Below are 14,191 nucleotides of genomic sequence, written 5' to 3'. Positions count from 1 at the left end.
ACTTGTTTTTTACAGGGCGGCGGGCACTTAAATCCAGAATTTTGGCATCAGCAACAAACATGATGATGAACAACCCAATCTCAAACCCGGCAAAAACAGCTCTCATCGTTGGCGCCAATGGCGTTATCGGCACTAATCTTATTAACCATCTTTTATCGCTTGGCGACTGGAATATTATTGGTCTGTCCCGGCGTGGGGGCACTTCTTCAGCAAACGTTAAATACATTTCGGTAAACCTTCTTGATAAAGGAGATACGGCCAAACAATTAAATTCCCTATCTGCAGTTACCCACATATTTTATGCAGCCTACCAGGACAAACCTACCTGGGCCGAACTGGTTGAGCCCAATTTAGCTATGCTGGTTAACGTAGTTAACGTTATTGAACCCATTGCTTTAAACCTGCAGCATATTAGCCTGATGCAGGGATATAAGGTTTATGGAGCTCACCTGGGGCCATTTAAAACACCGGCCAAAGAGAGTGACGCCGGTCACATGCCGCCCGAGTTTAATGTTGATCAGCAAAATTTCCTGGAGCAACGGCAACAAGGCAAAAGCTGGACATGGTCGGCCATACGGCCTTCGGTAGTGGGAGGCACGGCTTTAGGCAACCCTATGAACCTGGCATTGCTTATCGCTGTTTATGCTACCATCTCCAAAGAATTAGGCATCCCGTTACGCTTTCCGGGTAAACCAGGTGCTTATGACAAACTCATGGAAATGACCGATGCCGGACTCTTGGCAAAAGCAACTGTATGGGCGGCAACAAACCCAAATTGTGCCAACCAGGCTTTTAATATCAACAATGGCGACTTATTCCGCTGGAACGAAATGTGGCCTAAAATTGCCCGCTATTTTGATATGGAAACCGCGCCACCACTGCAAATGCCCATGCAAACGGTGATGGCTGATAAAGCCCCGGTATGGGAAAAGATACAGGAAAAATATGAACTCGAAAAACACCGATACGAAGGTGTTTCTTATTGGGGTTTCGGTGATTTTGTTTTCTCCTGGGATTATGATTTTTTTGCCGATGGTTCAAAAGCACGTCGTTTGGGCTTTCACGAATATGTAGATACCGAACAAATGTTTGCTAATTTGTTTGATGAATTCCGCCGTAAAAAAGTGATTCCATAAGTTTACACAGAACAGCAGCAGGCATACTTTATTTGTATACCTGCTGCTGTTCTGATCAATTGTTCACTGGCTGATAGATCTCCCGCTCCATAATAATATTCAGGCGGGTAAGCAATTCTGTTGGGTTAAAACCAATGCGTTGATATTCTGCTTGCACAGCAGCCTTTGCCAGATTCAAAGCATCTTCGCTTTCCCAATTGGCAACAGTGATGCAAATAATGTTCCCGTTGTCGTCCTGTCGTTCATAAGCAGCATCCCCTAAAAAGCCCGGTAGATTTTTGATAAAGTTCCTGTTGAAATTCATCCGTTCGGTAAATTCCTGTTTACCGTTTTGGGGGATTATAAATTTGTCGATGAATATTTGTTTCATGATGTTTTTGCTGGATTATTGTTGATTCAAAATTCAGCAATCCAATTACCTAATAATTGTAAAAAATCATTAATTTACCAGTAAATGGTCGATCTGAAAAACTCATGCGGGGTTTGCCCGGTGAATGTTCTGAAGTCTTTTATAAAATGGGCCTGATCAAAATAACCGGCAGATAAAGCGGCCTCGGTAAGATCGACCGTCGGATTATAGTTCTCGATCAGATTTCGTAAACGAACTATAGAAGAAAATTGCTTGGGAGAAGTACCTGTTATTTTCCGGAACCTTTTTTCGAATGGATCATGGCTAATGGGTAATGTACTTACCAGGTCTTTTATCCGCACCATTCCTTTACCCATACGAATCTGCCGGATAGTTTGCTGTATAAGCGAATCGGCTTTGGCATGATATAATCTCGAAAGTAAAAATCGTTCCACAATAGCAATGCGTTGAAAGCTATCATTTACTTCGTTCAATTGCTCTTCTATTTCGGCCACTTTCTGCCTCCCGATCAGGTCATCCAACGCTAAGCTTACACCAAATATTTCATGCAGCGGTTCTTTAAAGAACGGGGCTGCTCCTCCCGGCTTAAAAATAACGAGCAGTGTTGCGGCCTGCGCTAAATAATTAATCAAACGAACCGATTTTCGCAGTCCCGTAATGACCGTGCCAGGCAAATTATTTTTTATTCCGGCAACTTCATCACTTATGGTGCCTCTATACCTAAAACTCATAACCACGGAGGTATCCGGTAATACACGGTTTTCCATCCCCTGCTCACTTTCAATAAAAAGATAGTGTTCAACAAAGGGTTTTAAAATATCAGCAGGAAGGTGCCGCTCCATTTTCATGATCACTAATTTAAATTTAAACCTTACACTTTAGTTTATAGTATTGTCATCTTTTGCAGATCGACAATAAGAGGATTCATTAAATAATGAATAATATGGATACAAGCACGCTGAACATAATGAACCGCTTTTTCGTTTAATTTGCTAATTAACAGCTTTGTGTTAACTCACGGGTAATAAAATGTATTACCTGTAATGCAAGGAAAAAGATGCTTTCAACCTTTATTTCAGCTTTTACCTGTCACCTAAAAAACAATAGGATAATTACTGGTGCATCCGGAGCATTAAAAAAAGGTCTATATGTATTTTGCTTTTTAATTTTTGCCTTTGGTAAAGCCCTTGCACAAGCTCCGCACATTATTCCTAAAACGGCTGTGAGATTGCAACTTGACGAAACCGGTCATAAAACCGTTGTGTTTACCGATGTTGCCGATGTCACGGGACTTGCCACAAACGGAACCACAGTGGTTAATACTCCAAATCTCGACTGTTCATCCCTTGGTGCACAAAGTATATCGGTAACAGCCAGCAATGGTACACCGGGTACAACGGTAACCCAATCCATACCGGTTATAGTTACCAGTAAACCAGTATTCCCAGATTATCATGATATAACCATCCCGGCAGATAATAGCTGCAATACGCTTTTGCCTGATTATACCACGATGTTTGTACCCCACGATATCTGTCCAAACGCTATACTTAGCATTAAGCAGGAGCCTCTTCCAGGTACTCCTTTAAACGTAAATCAACCAACTAATATAACGCTTACTGCCAGCGACCAGTTTGGTGGCATTACGGCTATTTTTTTTACAGTTACTTCTTATGCTATTCCGGTAATTTTCCCTCGCCCCGAACCTATAACACTTAAATTAAGCGAAAGTGGAGGCTACCAGGTACAGGTAGCAGATCTGGGCTCTCCATTTGTATGCGATGGCAGCACACTAACCAATACCATAAATCCTCAAAATTTAACTTGCGCCAATCTTGGCAATCAAACCATTACGCTCACTAGTAGTAATTTACGCCCTAATCCACAGGCTGTAACTTTTAGCGTACCCTCTGACGCGATAACCGACGCGGCCGGCAATATTTATGTAGCGGATGGTTATAGCTGCAGCATCAGAAAGATAGCGAGTGATGGCACCGTAACAACTTTTGCGGGTGGCAGTGGCTGTGGCTATGCCGATGGTAACGCCACTACGGCAAAATTTAAAGTACTTAACGGCATTACTATCGATCCTTCGGGGAACCTGTATGTAATTGACGAGAATGACCGCGTACGGAAGATAGCACCTGATGGTACCGTTACCACAATAGCAGGTAACGGGCAGAACCAAACTGTTGATGGACTGGGCACAGCCGCGAGCTTCCAGGATCCAAAAGGTATCACTATAGATGCTGCCGGTAATTTGTATATCACTCAGGGCGATTACCTGATCCGCAAGGTAACGCCTGGCGGAATGGTTACTACTATTACCGCGCCCTCCTCTGTTTCCAAATTAAACAACCCTGTAGGCGTAACTACAGATCCGCTCGGAAACTTATATATAACCGATTATACCAGCGCTATTAAAAAAATAGCTCCCGATGGAACCATAACCATAATAGCAGGTCATGACGGCTCGGGGTTTACGGATGGTATAGGTGCCGCGGCAAGCTTTAATCAGCCTAAAGGCATTACCAGGGACAATCTGGGGAATTTATATATAACTGATTCAAAGAATAACGCTATCCGCAAGATCGATCCATCGGGCAAGGTTATTACACTTGTACTGTCAACAACTAACCCCAACGATAAAGCTACTTTAAATAATCCTATCGGCATCAAATTGGATCCGTTTGGCAACCTCATCGTAGTTGATACCGATAATGAGCGTATTGTACGTATAACCCCTTCTGGGCAGCTTACCACCATTGCGGGGAATGGCATAGTTGGCAATAATAACGGCAATACCAATACACCCGCCATGCTGGGCGGTACGGTTTCTATCGATGTTCCGGTAACGGTATTAAGTTCTATTAACTCTACCTCTCCACAGGCGGGAATTACATCCACCATAAGTTCCGTGCCGGCCGATGCTACTGTATGTGCCGGCAAATCCATTGATTTTACGGCAACGATACCTAATGGCACTTCCGTTAACAGCTATCAATGGCAGGTAAACGGTGTTAGCGTCGGAACAAACCAGTCAACTTTTAGCAGTAACAATTTACAAAATGATGATGTAGTTACCTGCATTACAACCAATAACGCAAGTTGTACCGTACCGCAAACCAGTTTGCCCATACAAGTTCATATTAACCCTGCGCCGGGGATTGTTTTTGATCAAAACCCTACCATAAAACTGGGCGAAAGTGTTACGCTAAACCCACAGCTATCCGGAGATATCGTTTCTTTAAGCTGGTCGCCTTCATTTGGTCTTAATAGTACCACTACGCCATATCCGCTGGCATTTCCAGGTGTTACTACTACTTATTATCTCACGGCTACCTCATCGCTCAATTGTCAAACCATAGTACCGGTTACGGTTACCGTAATAAGCCCTATTCATATTCCCAATACATTTACACCCAATGGTGACGGCTTTAACGATGTATGGAAAATTGACGACCTGGTTAATTATCCAAATTGTACAGTTAACATATTTAATCGCTATGGACAGGCCTTATTTCATACCAACGGCTATGGCACGCCGTGGGATGGCACTTATCATGGCAGCCAGGTACCACCGGGTACTTACTATTATATCATCGACTTAAAAAATGGCAGTAAACCCTTATCCGGATGGGTGGCTATTATCCGATAATAGATTAACAATACTACAGATGCGCAAGTATATTGATCAGCTTGCCAAATGGATCACGTACATAAAAGCGCCTTACTCCCCATGGTTCGTCAACCGGTCCATATTCTATGCCGAATCCTGCTTTACGCACCCGTTCAATCGCAGCGTTAATATCATCAACTTCTATGGAAATATCCGGAACCGGCGTACCCGATCCCCCCTCAAATGCAAAGCTGATCTGGATGTTCATCTCTTCATCAGAGCCGTATGTTGCTATCCAGCCATGATCCATTATCAGATCAAGCCCTAATACCTCCTGGTAGAAACGTTTGGCTTCCGCAACATCAGGCGTGTTGATATTAGTAACAATTCGTTTTACTTTCATCGATATAATATATCTTAATTGGCTAATTGACTTCTTCTGGTGCTCAGCACAATTCCACCTAAAACTAAAACAGCACCAGCTATCTGCAAAATATTAATATGCTCATTTAAAAAAATAAGCGAAATGAGCAATCCAACTACGGGGTCAAGATTAGCAAAATTTCCAACCTGCGAAGCTGTTAACAACCGGAGAGACTTACTATAAAGAAAATAACATATACCGGAGGATACCGCACCAAGATACAGGATAACTAACCACGAATTAAGGTGAATAACAGGCCAACCTGTGTACCGGTTCTCAAATATGGCGGCTGGTAATAAACAGGCTGAACCAACAAGGGTACTCAAGCTGGTTATTAATAAAGGGTTGAAATGGGCCGCTTTTTTGGACATAATAGTATATGCAGCCCAGGAAACTACAGCAACAATCATTAACAGATTACCGGTTATACTATTCCGCGTATCAGTGTTATTGTCGCTTGATAAAAAGCCGATTAGCATTACACCAATTAAAGAGGCAATTATCCCGATAACCTGCACAGCAGACAGTTTTTCTTTAAGGAATACAGCGGCAAATAAAGCTATACAAACCGGTATAAAGCCCTGTATTAAAGAACCTACTGACGCCGATGTCATTTGAGCCGAAAGATTGAAAAGGGTATAAAAGCAGGTAACGCCTGATAAACCCATAAATATGATGTAGGGCCAGGGTACACCTATCAAATAGGCTCTGATCGGCTTATCTTTAGTAATAAAAAAAGTAAGCAGTAAAGTAACAGCCCCCACAGAACAACGGCAAAAAGCAAGTGTTAACGGAGCAACATCATTGATAATGATCTTGGTTACAGGATAACTGCTTCCCCAAACAATCATAACAAACAATATGCTGCTTAGACCTATGAATTTCTTATTTAACATTTTTTCAAGATACCACTATTTGATAATTTGTGATAAATAATCAAACAAATGAGTATAATGACTGAGATGATATGACCATTAAGAATTTTTTAAAACAAAAAAGCGCCCCGTATCTCACCCCGGGACGCTGTATCAATATATTATATCAACTATATCTCAAAAAGAGTTTATCAATATCATAGGTTAATCAACCCTTCTAAAATCAATGTTAGTCAGTTTTATACCTCCTGTGCCCAGATTATCCCCTCCGGATTTTATAACCAGCCAAACGGTACCAGCGTTAGGAAATGAAACCACATTACCACTGCCGGCACATTTAACGGCCGATAACAAACCGTTAAAAGGCGTGTTTCCACAACCTGTCCAGGTATTTAGTGCCATACGTATGCCACCGCTGTTATAATCTGTACCCTGAGTTGGCGCTACGGTGCTCAGGTAAACCTCAAACCAGGTATTGGTGGCACCCTGTCCCTTTACATTAAAATCAATTTTATAATTCTTATTGGCCCTAACCTGGAATGGCTGATAAACACCCTGATGTCCGCCGTTACCTCCTGCTGCCAATATGCTTCCGTCGTTATTAACCGTAAAGGTTACATTGTCATTCGAAGCGATCTTTAAAACCGTCCACTTGGTTTTATCAACCATATTAGTTATCGGAGTAACTGCATCCAGCAACTGGTCTACATTAAAATAAATAATGACCTTGTTCATATCGGTGTTTACCTCCTGCTTTGATGAGTTGGCTATTTTTATACCTAAGGCGGCCGTTTTTCCTCCATACTTTGACATAGAGGCTATCTTTATTTTAGGTATGATGCTCCCTTTCATAATATGATTATCAAGCACAACAGAATCTTTTGGTGATATTGTATAATCAGCGGGATCAAGTATAACGGTATTGGCAGGCAAAGCACCTGATGAAACCAAACTTGCTATCGCCGCATTATCAACGCTCACATCTACCGTTAAAGCATCAAAATTAGACTCGCCGCCACGATAAACAGGCACAGAAAAATTAGCCGTCCCAGCCGTGCTGTCAACAACCAGTTTGCTGTCAGTAATTACGTCTACAAGTCCATTCGGCTTTTCGGCCTGGGGTAAATAAACTTTTACCGCCGGGTTTGATTTTACGCCTTCCAGGTATTCCTGTTTGCAGGAAGCGAGGATCAAAACCATGCAGGCAGCCCATTTTAATATTGATGATACATGAATTTTCATAAAATATTTTTTTAATTCTTAATATTTAAGAGGGATCATTATACTTTGTCTGCATAATGATCCGGATACTATTACCAACCTGGGTTTTGCTTCCAATTGGTTTTCGCGATCTCGCTTTGCGGAATCGGGAACCAATTCATTTTTTCGTCAAATACCCGTGCTTCCAATTGCTTAACTGCATAGCTATTTGAACCTCCGGTATTCGTGATCTCGATACGGCTTACCGGAGTTTTGAAATAAACGGAACCTTCTTTCCATCTGCGGACATCCCAGAAACGCTGATCTTCATAACTCAATTCCACATTACGCTCATGTTCAATAGCTTGTTGGCTCAGCGCTGTTAATACCGGCATTTTTACACGTTGCCTTACCTTGTTGAGGGCCTGTGAGGCAGTCATTCCATATCCTTGCGGATCGGCATCGGCGCCATAAGCATTATACATGGCCTCTGCATAATTCAACAGGAGCTCGCCGTACCTGAAATAGATCCAGGCATGATTGGCTGTAGTGTTATTAACTAAATCGATAGATTGATTGACCCATTTTGACAGGTAGTAGCCTGTTTTAGTGGCATTTTGTTTTGGCAAACCACTATTACCACCGGTAAATGTTTCGATAGCGGTAGATTTAAATGTAGATCCATTATATACCACGGTGGCAGCAAAACGGGGGTCACGGTTCTGATAGGGGTTTGCAGCCTGATCCGGATTATTCCAGCTAAAGGGCACCGCACCGGTTATATTACCCGAGCCGTCCTTTTGAAGCACTTCAAAACTCTCTACAAAGTTTTCAGTCGGTGCAATACTCTTACCTCTGCTATTCTGAAATGCAATTGGGTAATTAGCATATTCCACAGTATTGATAGCACCATAACGCCTATAAAATATAAGCTCGGCGGAGGTTGTGCTATTTGCTCCATATAAATTGGCATAATTAGCATCGAGCGAATAGGTGCCCAAAGCTATTACATCATGTGCAGCAGCAGCAGCCTGGGCCCATGTTACCGTTGAACCATTATCTTTAAAAAGCGGGCTGGCCCCGTATAACAAAGCTTTTGCTTTTAGCGCCTTTATTGCCCCTTGCGCAACACGGCCTGCCTCATACCATGAATAAGGGCTCAGGTTAGCAGGTATAATAGCTGCCGACTTATCGCATAAGGAAACAATATATTTTAGACACTCGTCAAGAGAGTTTCTTTGTGCATTTTTCCAGGTGTTGGCATCATCATAATCAAACGGCTGATCAAAAATAGGTACACCTCCATAACGCTTAACCAACTCGAAGTAGAAAAACGCTTTTAAAAAAAGTGTTTCGCCTTCCATAAATTTAATGTTATTCCGGGCGTTAAAATAAGCGGTTGAATCTGTCGATGTGATCTTATCTTTAATATAGGAAATATCAACCGCGCTTTTATTTTTCAGGTAAAGATTGGCTTGTCTTATGCCTTTAAAGTTCCGGGCCCAAACATCAGCAGGGTTATTGTACTGATTCCAGGTACCGGTGTTATAGGTTTGCGATGTATCTAAAGGGTTGGTCGCTTCTGCATTATCGGTAGCTGCCTCCATATCCAGGTTGGCAAAGCCATCGGGCAGGTAACTATAAGTATTCCAAACCTGTTGCTGTACATAGGTATAGTTGCTGTAAAGTTTATCAACAGTAACACCGGCCTGTAAAGTTTGCACATCCAGATAATCACGCTTACAGGAGTAAAGCAGCGTACCCATGGCCAGTAATGCTATTATATATCTATTTTTTTTCATTTCCTTGTAATTACAATTGTTTATACTACAATTTCACTTTCATTCCAAAACTTACAGTTTTCATTAAAGGATATCCCATCGAAAGGCGTTCGGCCTCCAGATCATCAATTTTATCCCATGTAAATAAGTTGGTTCCATTGACAAATACCCGTACAGCATCAAGTTTCTTTAAAAAACCTTTTTGAGGTAAGGTATAGCCCAGCTCAACACTCCGGAGTTTTAGAAAATTGCCATTGCGCATCCAGAAATCAGAAGCCTGGGTGTTATTGGCATTGCTCAAGGTGGAGAGGCGTGGTGATGTAGCCGTAGTAGCATTTTCAGGAGTCCAGCTGTTTGCAGAAAATGCGGTAATGTTATTGTTGTTTACAAATGGTCTAATATAATAAGGCGCATCATCAAGCAAACTCACTGTACGGTGCATTACACCCTGCAGATAGGCATCGAAATCAAATCCTTTAAATTTGAAACCCAGGTTAAAGCCGATAGTAATTTCGGGGAGTTTGGTGTAATTTAAAGGAACTTTGTCATAATCATTGATGATACCATTGCCGTCCTGATCGGCGAATTTTAGGTCGCCTGGTTTAACATTGGTATAAGATGAGGCCGGTACCCCTTGCTTTAAGTTACCGTTAGCATCAAAATCAGACTGCTGGTAGAAACCCTTGAAAACTAATCCGCGCATTTGGTCAAGAGGATAGCCCTGGGTGTACAGGTAATTATAAGGCTGTGGGGCTTCAGATCTCTTGGTTATTTTATTCCGGGCAAAGGCTACCGATCCACCAACATAGTATTCAAAATTGCGATGCTTTTCATCAAATTTAAGAGAAGCCTCAATTCCTTTATTATGAACTTCGCCAGTATTAGCATATTGCAAGTTAAAGCCAGTATAATCAGGCACACCAGCTGATGGGATCTCAAGGATGCCGGTACGTTTTTCTGTAAATACGTCAATTGTACCTGAAAACTTTTTCCATAACACCCAATCAACACCAATGTTAAGCGTGGTTTTCTTCTCCCAGGCAGCATCGGCATTGGTAAAGGGGCCTTCTGCCAAACCTCCGTGATAGGTATTAGCAGTCCCCGTTATCCATCCGGGAGAACCTACTGCAAATTGTTGATACAGAAACCTGTAATTCTCGTTGATATTACCTGTGGAGCCGTAAGAAGCTCTTAATTTCAGAAAATTGATGGCACTGTTATCTTTCAAAAAGTCTTCCTTAGATACTATCCAGCCCAAACCAACAGCGGGGAAAAAGCCATACCGGTTACCGGGTGCAAAATCAGCAGACCCGTTGTATGCGGCGGAAAAATCAACAATGTACTTTTGATCATAATCATAGGTTAAATCACCTGATAAGCCTTGCGTACGTACCTGGTAAGTTAAACCGTTGTGACTATAGCCCTGTCTGCGGGCCATGATCATACCTGTAAAAGTATGTTTGCCAAAACTCCGATCGTAATCAAAGCCAACCTGTACGGTTGTCCGGTTCCAGAATGGGCCACCGTTATCATTACTTGACTGGCTGATGGTGCCTATTGTTTTATAAACAACTTTCCCTCCTGATATTACCGGCTGATCATTTGCATCTTTTACAATTTCATAAGAAGGCACCGAGAAAAGCTTTTGATACACACCAACATACTGATTACTAAATGCAACCAGTCCGCGCAAATCCAGGCCTTTGGTTATAGCATCCAGTTTCTGTGTAAAGCTAAAGGTGGTTTGAAGGGTGCGGGTATGGGAACTGTATACCCCGTTTTGTTGTAAAAGCTGAACCGGGTTAAAATTATATACAGAGTTATTGCCCCATGAACCATTCGGGTTTTTTACCGGGAAGGCCGAAGCAGGCAGATACATCAACGCGTTGAACACGTCACCGGCGGCAAAGCCTGATGGTGTATTTCTATCTTCGGTTATGCCGCTGATATTGGCCATTACCGAGAGATTCTTGTTCAGTTGTAACTCTACATTGGCCCGAAGGTTCAGTTTGGTATACTTTGCATTTGTGCCAAAGTCTTTGTCGATGATATCGGCATTTTTATATAAACCTTCAAAGTTGGTATAGTTCATCAGCACGTAATACTTGGCTGTGGCATTGCCACCCCTGAAAGAAAAATTGTAATCCTGAATAGTTGATGTTTTTTTAAGCAGTTCATCATACCAGTTCACATTAGGGTGATATGGATCATTAGACGCCTTATATAACTCAGGATTAGGATATTTGATAGGCAAGCCATCATTTTTGAGTGCCTGATTGTAACCTGTTGTATAGCCATAAGCATCCATTACTGTAGGCAGATCGATAGCGCTGAGTATTCCATACCGGCCATTAACGGTTATCTGGGTTTTAGGTATCACCGCACCTCTTTTAGTTTTGATGCTTAATACACCTGCTCCACCCTGTAAACCATAAACGGCCAGTGCCGACGCATCTTTTAACAGGGTTACCGATTCTATTTCATAGGCTGATAAACCACTTATAGCTCCCATATCAACCTGTGATCCATCCAGGTAGATGAGTACCTGGTTCCCGGCTATATTCCAGCTGCTTTGGCCACGCACATAAAGTGTGGGGTTATCGTAGCCTGGCTCGCCAGATCCGGTTACTACGGTTAAGCCAGGAATCCGCCCCTGAAGTGTGTTTAATAAATTACCTACGGTCATGTGGGTCAGATCTTCACCCGGAAGGGTAAAAACCGCGCCTGTATTTCTCCAGGATCTTTCAGTTTTTATTCCACCATCAATTATGGCTTTTGTAGCATTATTGCTGTTTCTAGTGGAATCTGCCTGAGTAACATTCGTAGTTTGCGCGTTAGCGGCAGAAAAACTACAGAACGTAAAAATCCATGCAAAAAGGGTTATATATTCTTTTTTCATTTTTCTCATTACTTGTTAATGTGTATAGCTGATTACCACCCTGGATTTTGTCCATCCCACGCCTTCGTACCCAGATATCTTAAACTGATCTCTTTACTTGGGAACGGAACGTAATAGTATTTTGCAGGAAATACTCTGGCAACAAAAGGCACTACCTGCCAGGTTCGTTTTAATTGCCCGTCTGCGCCCTTCCTGGCAGTGGTTTGTATACCATGCAAAGTGCCGTTTAATACCGATTTTGCTTTCAGCCAGCGGTTAAGGTCATTATACCGGTGGCCTTCATAAGCCAATTCAATAGTACGCTCATTTTGGATAGCATCCCTGAATGAACTGGCATCAGCAGGGTGCTTCTCAGGCATTCCGGCCCTTACCCTGATCAGATTAAGATAATTGGTAGCATCGCCGCCCGGACCCTGGTATTCATTCAAGGCTTCGGAATAACTTAAATAAAATTCAGCTAAGCGAAATACAGGCCAGGCCAGGTGATTGTCGGTCATGTTATCTACACGGGCAACAAACTTGTATACCTCTGTGGCATAACCATCAACCCCGGCATCACTGCTGGCTAAATTACCATCGGTTGGATAATCGCCTTTTTTATAATAAGCTAAAACACCACGCTGGCTGCTATAGTACATTCCATCGTAAGCAATAGTCTGGTAAAAGCGGGGGTCGAGATCAAGGGCCTTAATATCAACCGGTAAATCGGCGCCAGTAGCGGGCAGAGTCCATTTGGTACCATTCTTCTTTTCATATTGTTGTATGAACTCAACAGGTACGTTGTTTTTAACCCCCCACTGAGCCAAACGTAGCTTTGAGGATAAATACTGTCCCCATACAAAGCCACTACCCGCCTGATTGGCTGTGTTCACCAATATCATTTCCTGATTAGCAAATACGTTCCATACCGATTCGTAGTCGCCAAGTGTGGCATAGGTTTCTCCGGTTGTTAAAGGTTTCCCGGTATTGAATAACGATACTCCAGCGCCTCCCGCATTGTCTATTACATCTTTACAGGCCTTGGCCGCTTTATTCCAACGCTCCTGATCATAATTTGGATAAGCCAATACGGTATCACGGCTATCGCCAAAACGAGCACCTGCTACTTCCGCTTTTAAATTGGCCGGTGTGTTATAAAGCGGACTTGCAGCATACAACAATATCCTGGCTTTTAATGCAAGGGCAGCCAGCTTGGTAACCTTTCCAAAATCGGCAGAGGGACGGGTAGCGGGCAGCATGCCTGCAGCCTGATCGCACCATTTAACAACACTGTCAACTACTGATTGTACTGAACTGCGCGGTACTGCGATCTTCGAGTCTCCTTCTAAAGCTTTATTTACAATAGGGATACCTCCATAATATCTGAATGCTTCAAAATGCTGCATGGCACGGCAAAAAAGAGCCTGGCCTTTTACATCCGTCTTCCAATTTTCATCAGCATCCGCAACTTTGTTGATATTTTTCAGTACCAGGTTGGCCTGTCTTATACCTTTATAGTGCCAACCATATCCCGGGCCATTATCTGCGCCAAAACCATAGTCGCAGTTAGCATCGGCGCTCATGTTACCGGTAATATATGTCCCTGTACCAATGGTATTTGAAGCCCAGTCATAAGCCGGGTGTATGATATAAAGCTGATCTGTAATAGCTTCAGGACGGCAACCATCATAAGTTTGAGGAAAATAGCCTCTTACACATAGATAATACATTTCTGCCACCGCATACTGTGCCTGGTTTTTGCTATCAAAAATAGTATCAACGGTTACTGATCCTCCTTTGGGTTTCTCCAGAAAGCTTTTTTTACAGCTTGTTATCGACAAACCACCTATAACCGCCATTAAAAGCAATAGGAGTATATTTATTCTTTTCATCATTTAGCTATTAATT

Annotated in this window: 10 protein-coding genes; 2 read left to right on the top strand and 8 right to left on the bottom strand. The window is 42.5% G+C overall.

Features of this window, described 5'->3' with window-relative positions; genetic code table 11:
* Positions 1-41 precede the first annotated feature (41 nt).
* Positions 42-1,136, top strand: coding sequence for an SDR family oxidoreductase (locus ACTJKG_RS19165; RefSeq protein ID WP_440740159.1), 1,095 nt, complete (start codon positions 42-44; stop codon positions 1,134-1,136).
* Between the two features lie 55 nt (positions 1,137-1,191).
* Here the strand turns inward: ACTJKG_RS19165 and ACTJKG_RS19160 are convergent, their stop codons facing one another.
* Positions 1,192-1,506: a hypothetical protein gene (locus ACTJKG_RS19160; protein WP_172337148.1), complete on the bottom strand. Its 315-nt coding sequence runs from the start codon at positions 1,504-1,506 to the stop codon at positions 1,192-1,194.
* Positions 1,507-1,580: 74 nt separating this feature from the next.
* Entirely contained in the window at positions 1,581-2,354 is a 774-nt protein-coding gene (locus tag ACTJKG_RS19155; RefSeq protein WP_440740158.1) for a helix-turn-helix domain-containing protein, read from the bottom strand.
* A 374-nt stretch (positions 2,355-2,728) separates the two neighbouring features.
* Between ACTJKG_RS19155 and ACTJKG_RS19150 the strand changes: the two genes are divergently transcribed.
* Complete coding sequence (locus ACTJKG_RS19150; RefSeq protein WP_440740157.1) at positions 2,729-5,164, top strand: gliding motility-associated C-terminal domain-containing protein; 2,436 nt, start codon at positions 2,729-2,731, stop codon at positions 5,162-5,164.
* Between the two features lie 13 nt (positions 5,165-5,177).
* Here the strand turns inward: ACTJKG_RS19150 and ACTJKG_RS19145 are convergent, their stop codons facing one another.
* The 6 genes from ACTJKG_RS19145 to ACTJKG_RS19120 all read right to left on the bottom strand — a co-directional run bounded on the left by ACTJKG_RS19145 (position 5,178) and on the right by ACTJKG_RS19120 (position 14,178).
* Positions 5,178-5,528 (bottom strand): VOC family protein, encoded by a 351-nt coding sequence (locus ACTJKG_RS19145; RefSeq protein ID WP_172337151.1) that lies wholly within the window; start codon positions 5,526-5,528, stop codon positions 5,178-5,180.
* Between the two features lie 14 nt (positions 5,529-5,542).
* Entirely contained in the window at positions 5,543-6,445 is a 903-nt protein-coding gene (locus tag ACTJKG_RS19140) for a DMT family transporter (RefSeq protein ID WP_172337152.1), read from the bottom strand.
* A gap of 183 nt (positions 6,446-6,628) precedes the next feature.
* A complete protein-coding gene (locus ACTJKG_RS19135; RefSeq protein ID WP_440740156.1) occupies positions 6,629-7,666 on the bottom strand; it encodes a DUF1735 domain-containing protein in 1,038 nt (345 codons plus the stop codon).
* Positions 7,667-7,737: 71 nt separating this feature from the next.
* Entirely contained in the window at positions 7,738-9,426 is a 1,689-nt protein-coding gene (locus tag ACTJKG_RS19130) for a RagB/SusD family nutrient uptake outer membrane protein (RefSeq protein WP_440740155.1), read from the bottom strand.
* Positions 9,427-9,451: 25 nt separating this feature from the next.
* Positions 9,452-12,304 (bottom strand): SusC/RagA family TonB-linked outer membrane protein, encoded by a 2,853-nt coding sequence (locus ACTJKG_RS19125; RefSeq protein ID WP_440740154.1) that lies wholly within the window; start codon positions 12,302-12,304, stop codon positions 9,452-9,454.
* 32 nt (positions 12,305-12,336) lie between these two features.
* On the bottom strand, positions 12,337-14,178 hold the full coding sequence (locus ACTJKG_RS19120) for a RagB/SusD family nutrient uptake outer membrane protein (RefSeq protein WP_440740153.1): 1,842 nt from the start codon (positions 14,176-14,178) through the stop codon (positions 12,337-12,339).
* Positions 14,179-14,191: the final 13 nt, after the last annotated feature.

Source organism: Mucilaginibacter sp. 22184 (assembly GCF_052045695.1).
In the GTDB taxonomy this organism is placed as follows: Bacteria; Bacteroidota; Bacteroidia; order Sphingobacteriales; family Sphingobacteriaceae; genus Mucilaginibacter.
The sequence above is the reverse complement of the archived record's forward strand: the minus strand, read 5'-3'. Positions and strand labels throughout refer to the sequence as shown.

Coding starts and splice junctions, on each gene's coding strand:
- ACTJKG_RS19130 (WP_440740155.1), bottom strand. CDS start 9,426: ATGAAAAAAAATAGATATATAATAGCATTACTGGCCATGGGTACGCTG.
- ACTJKG_RS19155 (WP_440740158.1), bottom strand. CDS start 2,354: ATGAAAATGGAGCGGCACCTTCCTGCTGATATTTTAAAACCCTTTGTT.
- ACTJKG_RS19160 (WP_172337148.1), bottom strand. CDS start 1,506: ATGAAACAAATATTCATCGACAAATTTATAATCCCCCAAAACGGTAAA.
- ACTJKG_RS19135 (WP_440740156.1), bottom strand. CDS start 7,666: ATGAAAATTCATGTATCATCAATATTAAAATGGGCTGCCTGCATGGTT.
- ACTJKG_RS19145 (WP_172337151.1), bottom strand. CDS start 5,528: ATGAAAGTAAAACGAATTGTTACTAATATCAACACGCCTGATGTTGCG.
- ACTJKG_RS19120 (WP_440740153.1), bottom strand. CDS start 14,178: ATGATGAAAAGAATAAATATACTCCTATTGCTTTTAATGGCGGTTATA.
- ACTJKG_RS19125 (WP_440740154.1), bottom strand. CDS start 12,304: ATGAAAAAAGAATATATAACCCTTTTTGCATGGATTTTTACGTTCTGT.
- ACTJKG_RS19140 (WP_172337152.1), bottom strand. CDS start 6,445: ATGTTAAATAAGAAATTCATAGGTCTAAGCAGCATATTGTTTGTTATG.